Raw genomic sequence first — 18,191 nt, 5'->3', positions numbered from 1 at the left:
GTCAGCGTTTTTGTATGTAGGTAATCGCCAGCGCTACCGCGAGCACCAGCCCTTTTATAATGTCCATGGCGTAATACGGCACGGAGAGCATCACCAGCCCGTTCGACAGCACGCCGAGAATGACCGCTCCGACCAGGGTTCCCAGCGCGTTCGGCTTGCCGGAGCCTGCCAGGGAGAAGCCAATCCACGCCGCCGCCACCGCATCCATCAGGTATCCGCCGCCCGCATTCACCTGCGACGAACCGATGCGCGACGCCAGCAAAATCCCGCCCAGTCCCGCCAGCAAAGAGGCAATCACGTAGGCCGCCACCTTGTAGCGCGTGGTGCGAATGCCGGAGAGACGCGCGGCTTCGGGGTTGCCGCCAATGGCGTACATCCGGCGCCCGTGAGTGGTCAACGAGAGGCCCAGCTGCGCCAGCACGGTCACCACCAGCATGACGATCACGATGGTCGGCACCTGCCCCAGCAGGCTGAACGCCGCCGGAATAGTGCCTTCCGCCATGTCGCCGCTCGGCAGCACCATGTTCTCGGTAATCGACCCGCCGTAGCTGTAGGTCATCGCCACGCCCTGAATGACGAACAGGCTGGCAAGCGTCGCGAGCATGTCCGGAATACGCAGGATGACGATCAGAAAGGCGTTAAACAGCCCCACCAGCGTGCAGAGCGCGATGGTGATCAGAATCGACTCGGTGGTACCAAAGCCGTGCCAGACGAAAAGGGAAATCACCAGCGCGTTCGCCAGCGAGGCGGTGGATCCGACAGAGAGATCGAACCCGCCGATGGTCAATGATATCGACACGCCAATGGCAATCACCGTCACGATGGCAATCGAGCGCAGAATATTGATGATGTTGTTCGGATCGAGGAAGCTGTCCGACGCCAGGCCAAAGACGGCCACCAGCGCGACGACGGTTAACAGCATGCCCCACCTGTAGAGAAAATCGAAAATCTGCTGGCGGCCAGACGCCGCCGCGGTCACTGAAAGGGCCTTGCTCACGACGCCGTTCCTCCGGTTGAATAATAAAGTAGTGTCTCTTCTCGAGCCTCGACCCCGGCGATTTCCGCCACGATGCGCCCGTCCCACAGGACGCAGATGCGGTCGCACAGCCCGACCAGCTCGGCAAATTCGCCCGAGGCGTAAATCACCCCTTTGCCCTCGCGCGCCAGGCCGTCAATCAGCTGGAACAGATCGGTTTTGGCCTTCACGTCCACGCCTTTGGTTGGCTCGTCGAATATCAGCACGCGGGCGTCATTGCGCAGCCATTTACCGATGGCGACCTTCTGCTGGTTGCCGCCGGATAAGCGGCGCAGCACCTGCCCCGGCCCGCGCGTGCGCACGCCGACGCGGGCAATCACCTCTTCCGCCCAGCGCCACGCCTGACGATGGCCAAACAGGCTCCAGCGCGAAAAGCTGTTATCGGCGCTCACTGCAAGGTTCATGCTCACCGGCTCGTCGATAAAAATGCCCTCTTTGCGGCGCTCCTCCGGCACCAGCGCCAGACCGCGCAGCACGGAGTCGGCCGGATCGCGCGGCTGCCAGGATTGATGATTCAGCTCGCCGCGCGCCACGCGGCTTTTGGTGGCGCCAAACAGCGCCTTGCAGAGTTCGGTTTTCCCCGCCCCCGCCAGCCCGGCAATCCCGAGAATTTCGCCTTTGCGCAGGTGCAGGGAGATATCTTTCAGCAGCGCGTCATCGTGAAGCCCCTCAACGCGCAGCAGCGTTTCGTCGCCGTGCGGCGGTCGCGCGGGCGGATAGATATCGCTCAGCACGTGGCCGAGCATCTTCTCGACGATCGCTTCGCCGCTAAGATCGGCCATCGGGCCGGACTCGATCAGCTTGCCGTCGCGCAGCACCGTTAAGGTGTCGCAGATGGCCTTCAGCTCGTGAATGCGGTGAGAGATAAACACCACGCCGATGCCCTGCTGCTTTAAGCGTCTCACTACCGCAAACAGGCGCTCGCTCTCATGCGCGTCCAGCGGCGCGGTGGGTTCATCAAGAATCAAAAAACGGCAGTGGTGGGACAGGGCGCGTGCCAGCAAAATCTGCTGCTTTTCGGCCAGCGAACAGCCGTCGATGGAACGGCGTACGTCCAGAGAGACATCCAGCTGCGCCAGCGCCTGTCTCGCCTGCTGGCGGATCGCGCGCCAGCTGAAGCGATGCCCCGGCTGCGCCAGCTGGTCGAGCATGATGTTTTCGGCAATGCTTAACCCCGGGATCAGCGCCACGTCCACCTCCTGTTGAACGAGGTGGATCCCCAGCCGTTTGGCGTCAAGCGGTTCACGGATGCTCACCGGCTGGTTGTTAATGCTGATCTCGCCCTCATAGTGGTCATGCGTCCCGCACAGCACCGCCATCAGCGTCGATTTCCCCGCGCCGTTGGCGCCGGTCAGCGCGTGTACGGATCCGCCGGTTAAGGTAAAGTCCACGCGCGACAGCGCCTGAAAGCCGGAAAAGGCCAGGCTGATACCGCGCATCTCAAGGCGACTGGAAACCATCCGCGTAAATCCTTCATTACTCTTCTGATTTATCGAATTTTTCACAGCTCTGGTTGACTGACAACGACGGAAAAGGCATAAGTTAAAGCGAAATATTATTAGCCATCCGGATGTCCAGACATAACATCGGGTTAGCGCTTGCTAAAAAAGGACACCATCATGAGCAACACCGATATCCGCGTCGTGCCTGGCCCGGCGAACTACTTCTCTCATCCAGGGAGCCTTGCGCATCTGGATAACTTCTTTACCCCGGAACAGCTTTCCCGCGCGGTGTGGATCTACGGCGAGCGCGCTATCGAAGGCGCGCGCCCTTTCCTGCCGGCGAGCTTTAACGCGCCGGGGGCGAAACGCCTGCTGTTTAAAGGCCACTGCAGCGAGCGCGACGTCACCCATCTGGTGAATGAATCCGGCAGCGACGCCAGCGTGGTGATTGGCGTCGGCGGCGGCGCGGTGATGGATACCGTCAAGGCCGTGGCGCGCCGCTTAGGGGTGCCGTTTGTGGGCATCCCCACCATTGCCGCCACCTGTGCGGCGTGGACCCCGCTCTCCGTCTGGTACAACGATGCCGGTCAGGCGCTGCATTTTGAGATCTTCGACGACGCCAACTTCCTGGTGCTGGTGGAGCCGCAGATCGTCCTTAACGCTCCGGCGGAATATCTGCTGGCGGGCATCGGCGATACGCTGGCGAAGTGGTACGAAGCGGTGGTATTGGCACCTGAGCCGAAGAACCTGCCGCTGACCGTGCGGCTGGGCATCAACGGCGCGCTGGCGATCCGCGACGTGCTGCTGGCGCGCAGCGAAGAGGCGCTGGCCGACCAGCAGCGCGGCGAACAGACGCAGGCCTTCCGGGACGTGGTGGATGCGATTATCGCCGGTGGCGGGATGGTCGGCGGCCTGGGCGAGCGCTATACCCGCGTGGCGGCGGCGCATGCGGTACACAACGGCTTAACCGTGCTGCCGCAGACGGAAAAATACCTGCACGGCACCAAGGTGGCCTTCGGCATTCTGGTGCAAAGCGCCCTGCTCGGCCAGGACGACGTGCTGGCGCAGCTGGTGACGGCTTACCAGCGTTTTAACCTGCCGACCACGCTTCGCGAGCTGGACGTCGACATCAATAACCGCGACGAGCTGGATAAGGTCATTGCCCACACCCTGCGCCCGGTGGAGTCGATTCACTATTTACCGGTTGCGTTAACGCCTGACGTTCTGCGCGCCGCGTTTGAGAAAGTGGAATCCTTCAGCCGTTAATCGCCCCGACAGGCTATACCTAATGATGATTCTTACCACTCTCGTAACGAGGTCATCATGCAGATCGATTTAACAGGTAAAAAGGCGCTGGTTACCGGTGCCAGCCGCGGGTTGGGTCGTGCGATTGCCCTGTCGCTGGCGCGCGCCGGTGCGGATGTGATTATTACGTATGAAAAATCTGCCGATAAAGCCCAGGCGGTCGCCGATGAGATTAAGGCGCTGGGACGACACAGCGAAGCCGTGCAGGCCGACAGCGCCAGCGCGCAGGCGATTCAGGATGCCGTCACCCATGCGGCGCGTTCTCTTGGCGGGCTGGACATTCTGGTCAACAACGCCGGGATCGCGCGCGGCGGCCCGCTGGAGTCTATGACGCTGGCGGATATTGACGCCCTTATCAACATCAACATTCGCGGCGTGGTGATCGCCATTCAGGAAGCGCTGGTGCACATGTCCGACGGCGGACGCATTATCAACATCGGCAGCTGTCTGGCAAACCGCGTGGCTATGCCGGGCATTGCAGTTTACTCGATGACCAAATCGGCGCTGAACTCCCTCACCCGCGGCCTGGCCCGTGATTTAGGGCCGCGCGGCATTACCGTTAACCTGGTGCACCCCGGCCCTACCAACAGCGATATGAACCCGGAAGACGGGGAACAGGCGGAAGCCCAGCGCCAGATGATTGCGGTCGGTCACTACGGTCAGCCGGAAGACATCGCGGCGGCGGTCACGTTTCTTGCCAGCCCGGCGGCCGGACAGATCTCCGGTACCGGCCTGGACGTGGACGGCGGTTTGAACGCCTGATCGCAATCTCACTGCAAGCCTCTGTCGTCCGGCAGAGGCGTTTCCGAGCGCCCTCGACGGTTCGCGTTTTGCCGCTTTCTCCGGTTTTCGCTCCGCTCTACAGTACCCCATTAGAAATTCGGAATTTATCTAATAGCCTTATTATTTCCTTATATTTTGTGTGGGCGTACAGTGGAGGTACGGATGAAGATTGTCTGGTCCAATGGTGCAAAAAAGGCATTTTCCAGAATTGACGAGCGGTATCAGCGTCGAATTGAGGTAAAGCTCTCCGGGCTGGATGACCGCTCGGCTCCCCGGCCCGATATCAAAAAAATATCGACGACAGAAAATCATTTCCGGCTTCGCGTAGGCGATTACCGCATCGTCTATACGCTTCGGGACGATCCCGATGACCATTGTTATGTTTTGGCCGTCAAGCGCAGAACTTCAACGACTTACCTGCATGAGGAGAGTGCCAACTATGGCTGTACAGCTAATCAAGGACGATAATGGGAAAACGCAGTACGTCGTTATTCCCTATCACGAATATTTTCGTATGCTCTTACAGATGGCAGAAATTGACGACGAAACCGATGACGATCTGGAGGATATTGAGGTCGAACACGATAGTCTGGATGACGTGGAATTGCCGGGAGAAGTATGTAGCATCATGACCTGGCAGAACGTCAGCCTGCAGGCCGCGTGGCGTATCCTGCGCGGCATGTCCCAGCAGGAGGTAGCTGAGAAACTCGGCATCACCCAGTCCGCCGTGTCACAACTGGAAGCGCTGGACTCCCGTCCGCAAAAGCGCACCCGTGAAAAGCTGGCTGCTATCTACGGCTGCAAGCAGGAACAGATCAGCCTCTATTTACCGAAAGAGGGTTAACAGCACTTCGCCCCGCCCTTGCCGCCGTAGCGGGCGTCCTGGCGGTCGCGGAAAAATTCTTCGTAGGTCATGGGCGTCTGGTCCGGATGGTTGACGCGCATATGCTCGACGTAATTGTCGTAGTCCGGCACGCCAATCATCATTTTGGCGGCCTGGCCCAGGTACTTACCTGCTTTGGAAAGGGTGTCGAACATAATCAGTTTCTCGTTTGTTTCCGGCTCTCTCCCGAAGGGAAAGGCCGGAGAAGAAATGTGTGCCGGGTAAGGCGAAGCCGCCACCCGGCACACAGGTTAGTGCGCCCCTTTCGCCTGGGTCACAATCTCTTCCAGGTTTTCAGGCATCGGCTCGTACGGCGTCTCTTTCGCCGTTGGCTTATCGTTTTTCAACGCAGCCAGCGCGGTCTTGAGAGAATACAACGCCAGCACCACGACCACCACCATAAAGAAGATAGTCAGCCCGGCGTCCAGACGGTTGTTAAACACCAGCTGCGACAGCTGGGACTCCGTGTACTGCGCCGGGATCTTACCGCTGTCGATCATCGCCTGGAACTTGTTGGCGATCGCCAGGAAGCCCACCTTGTTGTCCGGGCTGAAGGCCTTCTGCCAGCCCGCCGTCAGGGTACAGATCAGCAGCCACGCGGTTGGCACCAGTGCCACCCACGCGTAACGCTGGCGCTTCATCTTGAACAGCACCACCGCGCAGAGCATCAGCGCCATACCTGCCAGCATCTGGTTGGCGATACCAAACAGCGGCCACAGGGTGTTAATCCCGCCCAGCGGATCGACCACGCCCTGGTGCAGGAAGTAGCCCCACGCCAGCACGCACAGCGCCGTTGCCAGCAGGTTCGCCGGGAGCGAGTCGGTGCGCTTCAGGTTAGGAGAGATCACCCCCAGCAGGTCCTGCAGCATAAAGCGCGCCGCACGGGTTCCCGCATCCACCGCCGTCAGGATAAACAGCGCCTCGAACAGGATGGCGAAGTGATACCAGAACGACACGTCCATCAGCCCGCCCAGCGCGCCGTGAAGAATATACGCCATGCCGACCGCCAGCGTCGGCGCCCCGCCCGCACGGGAGATAATCGACTGCTCGCCCACTTCACTGGCGATGCTCGTCAACGTATCAGGGGTAATTGCAAAGCCCCAACCGCTCACCACCTGCGCGGCGGACGCCACCACGTCAACGGTGCCAGCCGGTGCCAGTACCGCCATAGGGCTGTTCATCGCGAAATACACGCCCGGGTCGATGATACAGGCCGAGACCAGCGCCATGATGGCCACGAAAGACTCCATCAGCATGCCGCCGTAGCCGATCAGGCAGGCCTGATTTTCGTTCGCCAGCATCTTCGGCGTGGTCCCGGAAGCGATCAGCGCGTGGAAGCCCGACACCGCGCCGCAGGCAATGGTGATAAACAGGAACGGGAACAGGTTACCGGTCCAGACCGGGCCGGTGCCGTCGATGAACTTGGTTAACGCAGGCATGGTCAGGGTCGGGCGCATAATCAGAATGCCGATCGCCAGCCCGACGATGGTGCCGATTTTCAGGAATGTTGAGAGGTAGTCACGCGGGGCCAGCAGCAGCCACACCGGCAGCACCGCCGCCACAAAGCCGTAGCCCACCAGCATCCAGGTCAGCTGCACGCCGGTAAAGTCGAAGAACGGCGCCCAGGTCGGGCTTTCCGCCACCCAGCCGCCGGAGATAATGGCGAACACCAGGAATACCAGGCCAATTACCGACACCTCACCAATGCGGCCGGGGCGCAGGTAGCGAATATAGATCCCCATAAACAGCGCCAGCGGAATGGTGAAGGCAACGGTATAGGTCCCCCACGGGCTGTGGGTCAGCGCTTTCACCACGATCATCGCCAGCACCGCGAGGATGATCACCATGATCATAAAGGTCGCCACCAGCGCAATCACCCCGGCGGTTGCCCCCATCTCCTCTTTCACCAGCTCACCCAGCGAACGCCCGTCGCGGCGGGTCGAGACGAACAGCACCATAAAGTCCTGCACCGCGCCCGCCAGCACCACGCCCGCGAGGATCCAGATCATCCCCGGCAGGTAGCCCATCTGCGCCGCCAGCACCGGCCCCACCAGCGGACCCGCTCCGGCAATTGCCGCAAAATGGTGACCGAACAGCACTTTTTTGTCGGTCGGCACGTAGTCCAGCCCGTCGTTATGGCGGACGGCAGGCGTCATGCGCGTAGCGTCAACGCCCAGAACGTTCTTCGCGATATAGCGGCCATAAAAACGGTACGCGATCAGATAAATGCAGACGGAGGCGACGACGATCCAGAGCGCATTGATCTGTTCCCCCCGGTTGAGGGCGATATAGCCCAGGGCAAAGGCTCCCACAACGGAGAGCCCTGCCCATATAAGGTATTTCCCTGAGTTGTTCATAGTTGTTGTCCGTTGTTGTGAAACAGTGAGATGTTACATTTTGTTTCTAGAACAACCGGAAAAATTTAACAACTTTGAAACGCAATAATGCGTGGTCAAACCAGAGATTTACACCACAGTGTTAAGCCGATCACTTTGATCTGCCTGGCTTAGCCCAACACCATCGTACTCAACCGACAGGTACAGCACCGCCGCCCCTGCTCGTCGAATACCACAATCTCCCAGCTCTGGCTCGAACGCCCCAGATGCAGCGGCTGACATACCCCACGCACTTTGCCGTGAGAGACCGCACGATGGTGCGTGGCGTTAAGCTCCGTCCCCACCACGCTCTGCCCGTCGCGGGTCATCAGAAAACCGGCCATCGATCCCAGCGTTTCCGCCAGCGCCGCCGAAGCGCCGCCGTGCAGCAGGCCAAACGGCTGATGGGTACGCGCATCCACCGGCATCTCCGCTTCCAGCGTGTCGTCGCCGAGGCGGGTATAGACGATACCGAGATGCGCGACCAGCGTATTCAGGCTGGTCGCGTTCAGCTCCTCGAGCGGTAAATGACGTTTCCAGATCATCTTACGCTCCCAGCGTGGAGCCGCCGTCCACTACGATATCCTGCAGGGTGATATGGCTGGCGGCATCGGATGCAAGGAACAGCACCGTGCTGGCTATCTCCTGCGGACGAGCGATTTTGCCCAGCGGAATGCCGAGCTTAAACTGCTCGCCAAAGCCGCGAATACGCTGCTGCTCCGCGTCGTCGCTTTTCCACAGGGTGCGCTGCATATCGGTATCCGTTGAGCCCGGCGACACCAGGTTACAGCGCACGCCGCTGCCCGCCAGCTCCAGCCCGACGGTCAGGGCCAGGCTTTTCAGCGCCGCCTTCGAGGCGCCATAGGCGCTCATGCCGATGCGCGGCGTGTGCGCCGCGTCGGACGCCACGGTGACTATCGCCCCGTCCTGCTGACGGCGGAACTGGCCCATCGTCTGCTGGAACAGGTTGAACGCGCCGCCGACGTTGACCGCGAAGGTCTGCTGCCAGTCCTCCTGCGAAAGCTGGTCCGTCGCCCCCATGCGCAGAACGCCCGCAGCGTTGACCAGCACGTCCAGCCGTTCAAGCGACGCCAGCGCGCGCCCGCACACTTCATGCACCTGCGCGGCGTTCGCCACGTCCAGGGTTTCAGTGGCGAACGGATAATCACCCAGCGGAAACGCCAGATCGAAGCCGGTCACCTGCGCGCCCGCCTCCACAAACGCCAGCGCCGTCGCGTAGCCAATCCCCTTACCCGCGCCCGTTACCCAGACGGTTTTACCGGTGAAATCCAGAGCCATCACTTCACCTCGCGGGAAAGCAGCGCCCACCAGGCGTCGATTGTGGGATTTTTTGCCAGCATCACGAAGTCGATATCGCCGTGGACTTTGCGCCAGCGGGCGGCCAGCGCCATCATGCGCACCGAGTCCAGGCCGTAGTCGATCAGGTTTTCGTCATCCATCGGCTCGTCGGACTCGTCCAGCAGCGGCAGGATCAGCTCACGCAGCGCGGCTTTGGTCGCCGGAACGGACGGCAGCAGCTCGTCGGTCATTACCACGCGGCCCGAGCGTCCGGCCACGTAGTTCAGCGACATCAGGTGCTCGTCGCGGGTGAAATCCGCCAGCGCGTCGGCAATAAAGAACGGCTTGATGTCGCGCATAAAGGCATCGGTGGCGGTGGTCATACAGCCGATGTGGGCGTACACGCCGGTAATCAGCAGCTGGTTGCGGCCCGTTTCTTTCAGCATCTGCTCCAGCGGCGAGCGGTGAAACGCGCTGTAGCGCCACTTCACCAGCACCGTGTCCGCTTCGTCCGGCGTCAGTTCAGCGACGATACGCTGCTGCTCCGGCGAGCGGGTCAGGCCAGGTCCCCACATGTCGTTCAGCAGGGCGCGGTCTTCGTCGCTCTGCTCTTTCGGCTGGGCGGTGTAGTAGACGGGAATATTGTGCGCTTTGCAGTAAGCGCGCAGTCTGGCGATATTCGCCACCACCTGCTGCATCATCGCGCTGTTTTCGCCCCAGAAGTTCAGGAAATACTCCTGCATATCGTGGATCAACAGCGCGGCGCGCTCCGGCTCAAACGCCCAGTTCACTTTACTGGTCGGCAGCTCTGCGGCGGTCGGCAGCGCGTAAGCGGTTAATTTTGGAATGGCCATACTCTGTTCCTCAGCCCCGGGCGCGTTCAGAAAGCCACAGGCGCAACTGTTTCTTATCGACTTTGCCGACCGGCGTCAGCGGGAGCGCATCCACGCTCTCCACGCGGTCCGGCAGCTTGAATTCGGCAACGCCCTGCTCGCGCAGGAAGCGGCGCACCTCGACCGCGCGCAGGGGCTGTTTCACCACCAGATACGCGCAGCTTTTTTCGCCCAGCAGGCTGTCCTCCATGCTCACCAGCGCGGCGTGGATCACCGCCTCATGGCGCAGCAGCAGGTTTTCAATCTCTTCAGCGGCGATCTTCTCGCCGCCGCGGTTGATCTGATCTTTCTCTCGCCCCTGCACGGTGATGTAGCCCTGCTCGTCGATGGCGATCAGATCGCCGGAGCAGTAAAAGCCGTCGGCGTCAAAGGCGCTGGCGTTGTGTTCCGGGCTGTTGAAATAGCCGCGGAAGGTATACGGCCCGCGCGTCATCAGACGCCCGACCTCACCGCGCGGCAGCGGGTTACCGTGCTCGTCCGCCACCCACACTTCGTCGTCCGGGCACATCGGGCGGCCCTGAGTGTTGATGATGCGCTCCGGCAAGTCGTCGAGCGCGGTGTAGTTCACCAGCCCTTCCGCCATGCCGAACACCTGCTGAAGCTGGCAGCCGATTTCCGCCGGAATGCGCGCCGCGAGCGTGGCGGAGAGGCGTGCGCCCCCCACCTGCAGCAGCCTGAGGGATTTAAGCTGCGCGTTCCCCGCGCCGTCGGCAATCGCCTGCAGCCAGAGGCTCACCGCCGGAGGAACCAGCGAGGTGACGTTAATCTGATGCCGTTCAATCAGCGGGAAGCAGAGCGTGGCGCTTGGATCGTTCGCCAGCACTACGCACCCGCCCGCGGTGAAGACGCCTAACGATCCCGGCGAGCTCATGGCGTAGTTATGCGCCGCGGGCAGCGCGTTCAGGTAGCGCGTTTCGGCGGTGATGCCGCAAATCTCGTTGCTGCGGCGAATGCTGTAGTCATAATCGTTGTGCGTGCGCGGGATCAGCTTCGGCGTGCCGGTGCTGCCGCCGGAAAGCTGGAAAAACGCCACTTCGTCGGCGGGCGTCGGGTTCGGGATGAAGTTGTCCGCCGGACGCGCAATCGCCGCTTCCAGGGCGTGTTCGTCCTTATCGCCGCGCAGCAGCACGACGCGAACCGAGCGGTGCGCATCCACGAAGGTGTTAAGAAAATCATCGCCCGCAAACAGCGCGTGGTCGCGATCGGCAATCAGCGCGGCGGGTTTGATTTGCAGGGCGTAGGCGTTCAGCTCGCTGCGCTGATGGCTAAAGAGCGCGTTCACCGGCGCGACGCCGATTTGCAGCAGCGCGAAGAAGGTGATGTAGAACTCGGCCACGTTGCCGAGCTGCACCAGCGCCGTCTCGCCGCGGTGCAGCCCCTGCGCCTGAAGGGCAGACGCCAGGTTGTTCACCGCCTGGTTAAACGCGCGGTAGGTGATGTGCCGCTCGCCGTCGATAATCGCCACGGCATCGCTGTCCGCGCGATCCGTCAGGATGTGGGTCAGCGGCAGATCCTGCCAGTAGCCTTTTTCGCGGTAGCGGCGGGCGAATTCCTCAGGCCAGCGGGTAAAAGGGATGGTCATGAGTCTTCCTTAGTGCAAACCAAACACGTTGAGCATGGTGGAGAGCTTCACGCCCGTTTCGCGCCACTCGCCCACCGGCGAAGAGGCAGGCACAATGCCCGCGCCGGCAAACAGGCGAACGGTATTTTTTTGCAGACGCGCGCAGCGGATGGTCACCACCCACTCGCCGTTGCCCTCGCCGTCGCACCAGCCGACGATACCGCCGAACAGCTCGCGGTCGAACGGCTCCAGCTCGGCAATCAGCTCTTTCGCCGCCTCATGTGGGAAGCCGCTCAGCGCCGGCGTCGGGTGCAGCAGGCAGGCCAGCGTCAGGGCGTTTTCATTTTCACGCGCGTCACCTTCAACCGGCGTCGCCAGATGCCACAGCGTCGGCGTGGTGATGAGCTGCGGCGAAGACGGCATGCTCAGGTGGTGGCTGCGCGGTGCCAGAATGGCCTTCATTGCCTGAGTCACCAGGTCGTGCTCGTGACGGTCCTTTTCGGAGGCCAGAAGCTTATTACCCGCTTCGCGATCCAATACGTCGTCCGGCTGACGACGCGCCGAGCCTGCCAGCGGCAGCGAGCTAAAGTGCGCGCCCTCTTTGCGCAGCAGCAGTTCGGGGCTGGCGCCGAGCAGCACGCCGCCGTCTTCCAGCGGCACGTGGAAATTAAAGCTCGCCGGGTTCTGGGCGATCAGCCGCTCCATCAGCGCGCCGCTGTCCATGTTTTTGTCGGTCGCGATATCAATCAGGCGCGACAGCACCACCTTGTTCACCTGCGGCGTGGCGGTAAGCGACGCGGCGCGAGCGACCATCTCTTCGAACACGGGCTGCGGCGGGATCTCGGTGCGTTGTTCCACCTTCAGCGCCTGCGAACCGGAAAAATAGCGTGCGGACTGCTGACGTGCCGGGCGGGAAAAGGTCTGCCAGCGTTCGGGAATAAACAGCGAAGATGGCTTGCGGGTATCGAACGGAATAGCCCCTACCATCACCGGATGAGCGATACCGTTAGCTTTCGCATTCCGGAAAGCCTGGGCTAATTTTTGCTGGAAGTGCCCCGCCGGATCGTCGCCGCCGACGGCGGGTTCAGAGAAGCGGGCAAAACAGCCTGAGGTAGTAAAACTGCGGTAAGGCGACATAAAGAAAAAACTGTCTGATTGCAGCGTGGTCGCGGTGTGCTGAACTTCCTCAGCCAGGGACGTGTCCATATCATCCTCCTCAAAATGATAAAAGAAGCAATAATGATTATCATTTATATTTTCGTCGGCTAACCTAATCCCACATCGCTTCGCTGTCAACCGTCGGACAAATAACTTATGCGACAAAAGCTTGCATCCCTTCGCGGTAATCATGAAAATGAGAAGCATTATCTTCAACAAAAACAGGATGTCGCGCTGTGAGATTCCCTGCCCTATTCCGTAATACCCTGCTTTTATCTGGACTTTTTGTTTTAGGACTTGCCTCATCCGCTGCCGCTGACTGGCCGCGTCAGGTGACCGACAGCCGAGGCGTTCACACGCTTGAGAGCAAACCGACGCGCATTGTCTCCACCAGCGTGACCTTAACCGGCTCCCTGCTGGCGATTGACGCACCGGTCGTCGCCAGCGGCGCCACCACGCCGAACAACCGCGTGGCGGATGCGCAGGGCTTTTTGCGCCAGTGGGGTGATATTGCGAAACAGCGCAAGGTTGCGCGGCTGTACATCGGCGAGCCGAGCGCCGAAGCGGTCGCCGCGCAAATGCCGGATCTGATTTTGATCGGCGCTACCGGCGGGGATTCCGCGCTGGCGCTGTACGATCAGCTCTCCGCCATCGCCCCAACGCTTATCATTAACTACGACGATAAAAGCTGGCAGGAACTGCTGACCCAGCTGGGCAGCATCACCGGACAGGAAAAACAGGCCGCAGAGCGCATTGCCGAGTTTGATAAACAGCTCGCGCAGGTGAAAGAGCAGATGAAGCTGCCGCCGCAGCCGGTGAACGCCATCGTCTACACCGCCGCCGCGCACAGCGCCAATCTGTGGACCGCGGAATCCGCGCAGGGCAAGCTGCTGCACCAGCTGGGCTTTACGCTGGCGGAGCTGCCCGCCGGGCTGCAGACCTCCAAAAGCCAGGGCAAACGCCACGACATTATTCAGCTGGGAGGGGAAAACCTGGCGACGGGGCTGAACGGCGAAGGGCTGTTTGTGTTTGCCGGCGACCAGAAAGACGTGGATGCGATTTACGCCAACCCGCTGCTGGCGCATCTGCCGTCGGTGAAAAACAAACGGGTCTGGGCATTGGGAACGGAGACGTTCCGCCTGGATTATTACAGCGCAATGTTAGTATTAAACAGATTTAATGCGTTGTTTAAGTAGGCATTTTCCCTCCCTCTCCCTGTGGGAGAGGGTCGGGGTGAGGGCATCAGGCCGCACCGTCGTTCAACACACTCTCCTGCCTGAACCGCCGCAACTCCACCAACGCCACTAACAAAATCACGCCCACCATCGCTAACGCAAACCCGCCGCAGCTCGCCGAGGCCGCCGGGGTCATTATCGCCCCCAGCCCGCCGAGGATCGCCGCGCCAATCGCATCCCCCGTCACGTTCTGCGCCGTCCACAGACCGTTAATGCGCCCGAGCATCCCTTCCGGCGTCTGGGTCTGGATCAGCGTGTACTGCAAAAGCGAGCTGATGGCGCTCAGCCAGCCGAAAATCACCAGACACAGCACCCCGAGCGCCCACACCGGCATCAGGCTGAAGAAGCCGATGGCGATAAACGAGGCCAGCGTGGCAAGCAGCATAATCAGCCCCGGACGCGCGCCCTGCGCCAGGTTGCCGCTGGTCAGCGCCCCGCACGCCGCGCCGAGCGGAATGGCGGCGTAGAGAATGCCAATCTCCGAGGCGCTCATCTGCCACTCCCCCGCCAGCGCCGGGTAGAGCACGCGCACGGCGCTCGCCATGGTCAGCAGGCCGCCGAGCAGCGCAATCCCGCCAATCAGCGGGTTGCTGAACAGAAAACGAATCGCGGCCATCAGCGATTTCAGCGGATGCTCGCGCGGCTGCGGCGGAGGTGGCAGCAGCGGCAGGCGCAGCAGCGTCAGCGTGGTGATGAAGGTCCCCGCCGCCGCCAGCCCGTAGTTCCACGCCACGTTGCCGGTCGCCAGCAGCAGGCCGCCCACCATCGGCGAAATCACCGAGCCGAGGCGCACGGTGAGCATGGTGATCGCTCCCGCCTGCATCAGGTTCTCGCGCCCGACCAGCGCGGGCGTCGCCGCCAGCAGCGCCGTCACGCCCAGCGAGGCGAAGAAACCGTCCCACAGCCCCAGGGCATAAATCGCGATCAGCGACGGCTCCGGCAGCATCGCGTTCAGGCACAGCCCGATAAAGCCCACGCCGCAGGTGCCGCGCGCCAGCAGGATCAGCTTTTTACGCTCAAAGCGGTCCGCCAGCACGCCGCCGACCATCAGGCCGATGAACATCGCCCCGCCGGTTAAGGTGACGGATAACCCCACCAGCCAGCTGGAGTGCGTCAGGGTCTGGATCTGTACCGGCACGGCCACGCCAAGCAGCCCGAGGGACAAAATGGAGATAAAGCGAGCGATAAAAACGGCGCGATACGCCGGGTGCGTTTTCAGCAGGCTGAGGTTGAGCAGCCAGGATTTTTGATTCATGACAAAGCCTTGAGTCTATTTCTACCCATTCCATGGGCGCACATGCTAACATAGCCAAATAAGATAGATAACGATAATCACTATCATTATCAAATCATGGATGTTGCTATGTCGTTTTCCTCTTCTGCGGTGCGCGCCGTTGCCGTGCCCGTTTTACTGCTGCTGTTGATCCTTGCGGTTGCACTCAGCCTGCTGGTCGGCGCGAAGCCGCTGCCCGCGTCCGTTATCGTTGATGCGCTCTCCGGCACCTGCCAGAGCGCTGACTGCGTCATCGTGCTCGACGCACGACTGCCCCGCACGCTTGCCGGACTGCTGGCCGGTGGCGCGCTCGGCCTTGCCGGTGCGCTGATGCAAACCCTCACCCGTAACCCGCTGGCGGACCCCGGCATTCTCGGCGTTAACTCCGGCGCCAGCTTTGCCATCGTGCTCGGCGCGGCGCTGTTCGGGTTGACCTCTCCTTCCGAGCAGCTGGCGATGGCCTTCTGCGGCGCGCTGGCCGCCTCGCTGGTGGTCGCGTTTACCGGCAGCCAGGGCGGCGGCCAGCTAAGTCCGGTCCGCCTGACGCTGGCGGGCGTAGCGCTCGCGGCGGTGCTGGAGGGCTTGTCCAACGGCATCGCCCTGCTCAACCCGGACGTTTACGACCAGCTGCGCTTCTGGCAGGCCGGCTCGCTGGATATCCGCACCCTTGAAACCCTAAAAGTGGTGGCGATCCCGGTCATCCTCGCCGCCGCCGTGGCGCTGTTTTTAAGCCGGTCGCTCAACAACCTGAGCCTCGGCAGCGACACCGCGACCGCCCTCGGCAACCGCGTGGCGCGCACGCAGCTGATTGGTCTGCTCGCCATCACCGTACTGTGCGGCAGCGCGACCGCCGTGGTCGGCCCTATCGCCTTTATTGGCCTGATGATGCCGCACATGGCGCGCTGGCTGGTGGGGGCGGATCACCGCTGGTCGCTGCCGGTGACGCTGCTGGCGACCCCTGCCCTGCTGCTGTTTGCCGACGTGCTGGGCCGCCTGCTGGTGCCCGGCGAGCTGCGCGTCTCGGTGGTCAGCGCCTTTATCGGCGCGCCGGTGCTGATTTTCCTGGTACGCCGTAAACGCGGAGGTGGCGCATGATGGCCCCGTCCCGTCGTTTAGTCACCAGCGTCTCCCTGTTGACTATCGTCATTCTTCTGCTGGCGGTCTGGAGCCTGCGCAGCGGCGCGGTGACGCTCGATTTTTCTCAGGTGTTTAACGCCCTGCTCGGCAGCGCGCCGCGGAACGTCACCATGGTAGTGACGGAGTGGCGACTACCGCGCGTGGCGATGGCGATTCTGGTCGGCGCGGCGCTCGGCGTGAGCGGTGCGATATTCCAGTCGCTGATGCGCAACCCGCTCGGCAGCCCGGACGTGATGGGCCTCAACACCGGGGCCTGGAGCGGCGTGCTGGTGGCGATGGTGCTGTTTGGTCAGCACCTGACGGCGATTACCTTTACGGCGATGGCGGGCGGCATTCTGACGTCCTTACTGATCTGGGCGCTGGCCTGGCGCAACGGCATCGACACCTTCCGCCTAATCATCATCGGGATCGGCATCCGCGCCATGCTGATGGCCTTTAACACCTGGCTTTTACTGCAGGCCTCGCTGGAAACCGCGCTCTCCGCCGGGCTGTGGTACGCCGGTTCGCTCAACGGCCTGACGTGGGGCAAAACCTGGCCCGCCGCGCCGCTGATTGTGCTGATGTTTATCGGCGCGCTGCTGCTGGTGCGTCGTATGCGTCTGCTGGAGATGGGCGACGATAGCGCCTGCGCGCTGGGCGTGGGCGTCGAACGCTCGCGCCTGATGCTGATGCTGGTCGCCGTGCTGCTGACCGCCGCCTCTACCGCGATTGCCGGGCCCATCTCGTTTATCGCCCTCGTGGCACCGCACATCGCTCGCCGTCTTAGCGGCACGGCGCGCTGGGGATTAACTCAGGCGGCGCTGTGCGGCGCGCTGCTGCTGCTGGCCGCCGATCTCTGCGCCCAGCGGCTGTTTATGCCTTATCAACTGCCGGTGGGCGTGGTGACCGTCAGCCTCGGCGGGATTTACCTCATCGTCTTGCTCGTTCAGGAGTCACGCAAGAAATGACAGACACAACCACCCGCTTGCGCGGCGAAAACCTCACCCTCGGCTACGGCAAAAAAATCATTGCCCGTGGCTTATCCGTTGCCATTCCGGACGGCCACTTCACGGCAATTATCGGGCCGAACGGCTGCGGCAAATCGACCCTGCTGCGCACGCTGAGCCGCCTGATGACGCCGTCTGAAGGCAGCGTGTTCCTTGACGGAGAGCAGATCCAGCGTTTCGCCAGCAAGGAGGTGGCCAGGCGCATCGGTCTGCTGGCGCAAAACGCCACCACGCCGGGGGACATCACGGTGCAGGAGCTGGTCTCGCGCGGGCGCTATCCGCACCAGCCGCTGTTTACCCGCTGGCGTAAAGAGGACGACGAGGCGGTGAACCGCGCGATGCGGGCGACGGGGATTACCGATCTGGCCCAGCAGAGCGTGGACACCCTTTCCGGCGGGCAGCGTCAGCGCGCGTGGATCGCGATGGTGCTGGCACAGGAAACGTCGATCATGCTGCTGGACGAGCCGACGACCTGGCTTGATATCAGCCATCAGATTGACCTGCTGGAGCTGCTGAGCGAGCTGAACCGCACGCAGGGATACACCCTGGCGGCGGTGCTGCACGACTTAAACCAGGCGTGCCGCTACGCCACGCATCTGATTGCGCTTCGCGACGGTGAGATCGTGGCGCAGGGCGCGCCGAAAGAGATTGTGACGCCGGAGCTGATCGAGCGGATCTACGGCATGCGCTGCATGATTATTGACGATCCGGTGGCGGGCACGCCGCTGGTTGTGCCGTTGGGCAAGCGTGCGGTCTGATGCCCTCACCCCGGCCCTCTCCCACAGGGAGAGGGAGCAAACCATCCCCTCGCCCCGTTGGGGAGAG

Annotated in this window: 18 protein-coding genes; 8 read left to right on the top strand and 10 right to left on the bottom strand. The window is 62.0% G+C overall.

Annotated elements, in window-relative coordinates; translation table 11 throughout:
• Position 1: 1 nt before the first annotated feature.
• Together DFO52_RS07505 and DFO52_RS07500 are read right to left on the bottom strand one after the other, a co-directional pair.
• A complete protein-coding gene (locus tag DFO52_RS07505) occupies positions 2 to 997 on the bottom strand; it encodes an ABC transporter permease (protein ID WP_133549977.1) in 996 nt (331 codons plus the stop codon).
• A complete protein-coding gene (locus DFO52_RS07500) occupies positions 994 to 2,496 on the bottom strand; it encodes a sugar ABC transporter ATP-binding protein (protein WP_133549975.1) in 1,503 nt (500 codons plus the stop codon). The genes DFO52_RS07505 and DFO52_RS07500 overlap by 4 nt, the downstream gene beginning before the upstream one ends.
• Positions 2,497 to 2,655: 159 nt before the next feature.
• Between DFO52_RS07500 and DFO52_RS07495 the strand changes: the two genes are divergently transcribed.
• The 4 genes from DFO52_RS07495 (at position 2,656) to DFO52_RS07480 (ending at position 5,410) form a co-directional block, all read left to right on the top strand.
• Positions 2,656 to 3,744, top strand: a complete 1,089-nt coding sequence (locus DFO52_RS07495) for an oxidoreductase (RefSeq protein ID WP_133549973.1) — start codon at positions 2,656 to 2,658, stop codon at positions 3,742 to 3,744.
• Between the two features lie 57 nt (positions 3,745 to 3,801).
• Positions 3,802 to 4,545 carry a 3-oxoacyl-ACP reductase family protein gene (locus DFO52_RS07490; RefSeq protein WP_133549971.1) on the top strand — a complete coding sequence of 248 codons (744 nt, stop codon included), beginning with the start codon at positions 3,802 to 3,804 and terminating at the stop codon, positions 4,543 to 4,545.
• A gap of 183 nt (positions 4,546 to 4,728) precedes the next feature.
• Positions 4,729 to 5,034: a type II toxin-antitoxin system RelE/ParE family toxin gene (locus DFO52_RS07485; protein ID WP_047648437.1), complete on the top strand. Its 306-nt coding sequence runs from the start codon at positions 4,729 to 4,731 to the stop codon at positions 5,032 to 5,034.
• Positions 5,006 to 5,410: a helix-turn-helix transcriptional regulator gene (locus DFO52_RS07480; protein ID WP_029740113.1), complete on the top strand. Its 405-nt coding sequence runs from the start codon at positions 5,006 to 5,008 to the stop codon at positions 5,408 to 5,410. Before DFO52_RS07485 ends, DFO52_RS07480 begins: the two co-directional genes overlap by 29 nt.
• On the opposite strand, the gene DFO52_RS07475 is transcribed toward DFO52_RS07480, so the two are convergent.
• The 7 genes from DFO52_RS07475 to entC form a co-directional block, all read right to left on the bottom strand.
• Complete coding sequence (locus DFO52_RS07475; protein ID WP_006809671.1) at positions 5,407 to 5,604, bottom strand: YbdD/YjiX family protein; 198 nt, start codon at positions 5,602 to 5,604, stop codon at positions 5,407 to 5,409. The genes DFO52_RS07480 and DFO52_RS07475 overlap by 4 nt on opposite strands.
• Before the next feature lie 96 nt (positions 5,605 to 5,700).
• Positions 5,701 to 7,806, bottom strand: coding sequence for a pyruvate/proton symporter CstA (gene cstA, locus DFO52_RS07470; protein WP_029740112.1), 2,106 nt, complete (start codon positions 7,804 to 7,806; stop codon positions 5,701 to 5,703).
• A 149-nt stretch (positions 7,807 to 7,955) separates the two neighbouring features.
• Positions 7,956 to 8,369: a proofreading thioesterase EntH gene (gene entH, locus DFO52_RS07465; protein WP_023310710.1), complete on the bottom strand. Its 414-nt coding sequence runs from the start codon at positions 8,367 to 8,369 to the stop codon at positions 7,956 to 7,958.
• A 1-nt stretch (position 8,370) separates the two neighbouring features.
• Positions 8,371 to 9,126: a 2,3-dihydro-2,3-dihydroxybenzoate dehydrogenase EntA gene (gene entA, locus DFO52_RS07460; protein ID WP_133549969.1), complete on the bottom strand. Its 756-nt coding sequence runs from the start codon at positions 9,124 to 9,126 to the stop codon at positions 8,371 to 8,373.
• Entirely contained in the window at positions 9,123 to 9,977 is an 855-nt protein-coding gene (locus tag DFO52_RS07455; RefSeq protein ID WP_029740109.1) for an isochorismatase, read from the bottom strand. The genes entA and DFO52_RS07455 overlap by 4 nt, the downstream gene beginning before the upstream one ends.
• Before the next feature lie 10 nt (positions 9,978 to 9,987).
• The gene (gene entE / locus DFO52_RS07450; protein WP_133549967.1) at positions 9,988 to 11,598 is read right to left on the bottom strand and encodes a (2,3-dihydroxybenzoyl)adenylate synthase EntE; all 1,611 of its coding nucleotides are present in this window, start codon (positions 11,596 to 11,598) and stop codon (positions 9,988 to 9,990) included.
• A gap of 9 nt (positions 11,599 to 11,607) precedes the next feature.
• Complete coding sequence (gene entC, locus DFO52_RS07445; RefSeq protein WP_133549965.1) at positions 11,608 to 12,783, bottom strand: isochorismate synthase EntC; 1,176 nt, start codon at positions 12,781 to 12,783, stop codon at positions 11,608 to 11,610.
• A gap of 188 nt (positions 12,784 to 12,971) precedes the next feature.
• Here entC and fepB point away from each other — a divergent pair, with 188 nt between their 5' ends.
• A complete protein-coding gene (gene fepB / locus DFO52_RS07440) occupies positions 12,972 to 13,931 on the top strand; it encodes a Fe2+-enterobactin ABC transporter substrate-binding protein (RefSeq protein WP_133549963.1) in 960 nt (319 codons plus the stop codon).
• A gap of 46 nt (positions 13,932 to 13,977) precedes the next feature.
• Here fepB and entS read toward each other — a convergent pair whose 3' ends face one another.
• Positions 13,978 to 15,225: an enterobactin transporter EntS gene (gene entS / locus DFO52_RS07435; protein ID WP_133549961.1), complete on the bottom strand. Its 1,248-nt coding sequence runs from the start codon at positions 15,223 to 15,225 to the stop codon at positions 13,978 to 13,980.
• Between the two features lie 108 nt (positions 15,226 to 15,333).
• Here entS and fepD point away from each other — a divergent pair, with 108 nt between their 5' ends.
• The 3 genes from fepD to fepC are packed head-to-tail and all read left to right on the top strand — an operon-like array spanning position 15,334 to position 18,124.
• Complete coding sequence (gene fepD, locus DFO52_RS07430; protein ID WP_133549959.1) at positions 15,334 to 16,338, top strand: Fe(3+)-siderophore ABC transporter permease; 1,005 nt, start codon at positions 15,334 to 15,336, stop codon at positions 16,336 to 16,338.
• Complete coding sequence (fepG, locus tag DFO52_RS07425) at positions 16,335 to 17,327, top strand: iron-enterobactin ABC transporter permease (RefSeq protein WP_133549957.1); 993 nt, start codon at positions 16,335 to 16,337, stop codon at positions 17,325 to 17,327. Before fepD ends, fepG begins: the two co-directional genes overlap by 4 nt.
• Positions 17,324 to 18,124: an iron-enterobactin ABC transporter ATP-binding protein gene (gene fepC / locus DFO52_RS07420; protein WP_047648449.1), complete on the top strand. Its 801-nt coding sequence runs from the start codon at positions 17,324 to 17,326 to the stop codon at positions 18,122 to 18,124. The genes fepG and fepC overlap by 4 nt, the downstream gene beginning before the upstream one ends.
• Positions 18,125 to 18,191: the final 67 nt, after the last annotated feature.

The organism is Enterobacter sp. AG326 (assembly GCF_004362415.1).
GTDB classification, from domain to species: Bacteria; Pseudomonadota; Gammaproteobacteria; order Enterobacterales; family Enterobacteriaceae; genus Enterobacter; species Enterobacter asburiae.
The sequence above is the reverse complement of the archived record's forward strand: the minus strand, read 5'-3'. Positions and strand labels throughout refer to the sequence as shown.

What these genes read in the sequence shown, in the direction of transcription:
- DFO52_RS07500 (WP_133549975.1), bottom strand. Translation starts at nt 2,496, where the DNA reads ATGGTTTCCAGTCGCCTTGAGATGCGCGGTATCAGCCTGGCCTTTTCC.
- DFO52_RS07495 (WP_133549973.1), top strand. Translation starts at nt 2,656, where the DNA reads ATGAGCAACACCGATATCCGCGTCGTGCCTGGCCCGGCGAACTACTTC.
- DFO52_RS07490 (WP_133549971.1), top strand. Translation starts at nt 3,802, where the DNA reads ATGCAGATCGATTTAACAGGTAAAAAGGCGCTGGTTACCGGTGCCAGC.
- DFO52_RS07485 (WP_047648437.1), top strand. Translation starts at nt 4,729, where the DNA reads ATGAAGATTGTCTGGTCCAATGGTGCAAAAAAGGCATTTTCCAGAATT.
- DFO52_RS07480 (WP_029740113.1), top strand. Translation starts at nt 5,006, where the DNA reads ATGGCTGTACAGCTAATCAAGGACGATAATGGGAAAACGCAGTACGTC.
- DFO52_RS07475 (WP_006809671.1), bottom strand. Translation starts at nt 5,604, where the DNA reads ATGTTCGACACCCTTTCCAAAGCAGGTAAGTACCTGGGCCAGGCCGCC.
- cstA (WP_029740112.1), bottom strand. Translation starts at nt 7,806, where the DNA reads ATGAACAACTCAGGGAAATACCTTATATGGGCAGGGCTCTCCGTTGTG.
- entH (WP_023310710.1), bottom strand. Translation starts at nt 8,369, where the DNA reads ATGATCTGGAAACGTCATTTACCGCTCGAGGAGCTGAACGCGACCAGC.
- DFO52_RS07455 (WP_029740109.1), bottom strand. Translation starts at nt 9,977, where the DNA reads ATGGCCATTCCAAAATTAACCGCTTACGCGCTGCCGACCGCCGCAGAG.
- entE (WP_133549967.1), bottom strand. Translation starts at nt 11,598, where the DNA reads ATGACCATCCCTTTTACCCGCTGGCCTGAGGAATTCGCCCGCCGCTAC.
- entC (WP_133549965.1), bottom strand. Translation starts at nt 12,783, where the DNA reads ATGGACACGTCCCTGGCTGAGGAAGTTCAGCACACCGCGACCACGCTG.
- entS (WP_133549961.1), bottom strand. Translation starts at nt 15,225, where the DNA reads ATGAATCAAAAATCCTGGCTGCTCAACCTCAGCCTGCTGAAAACGCAC.
- fepD (WP_133549959.1), top strand. Translation starts at nt 15,334, where the DNA reads ATGTCGTTTTCCTCTTCTGCGGTGCGCGCCGTTGCCGTGCCCGTTTTA.
- fepG (WP_133549957.1), top strand. Translation starts at nt 16,335, where the DNA reads ATGATGGCCCCGTCCCGTCGTTTAGTCACCAGCGTCTCCCTGTTGACT.
- fepC (WP_047648449.1), top strand. Translation starts at nt 17,324, where the DNA reads ATGACAGACACAACCACCCGCTTGCGCGGCGAAAACCTCACCCTCGGC.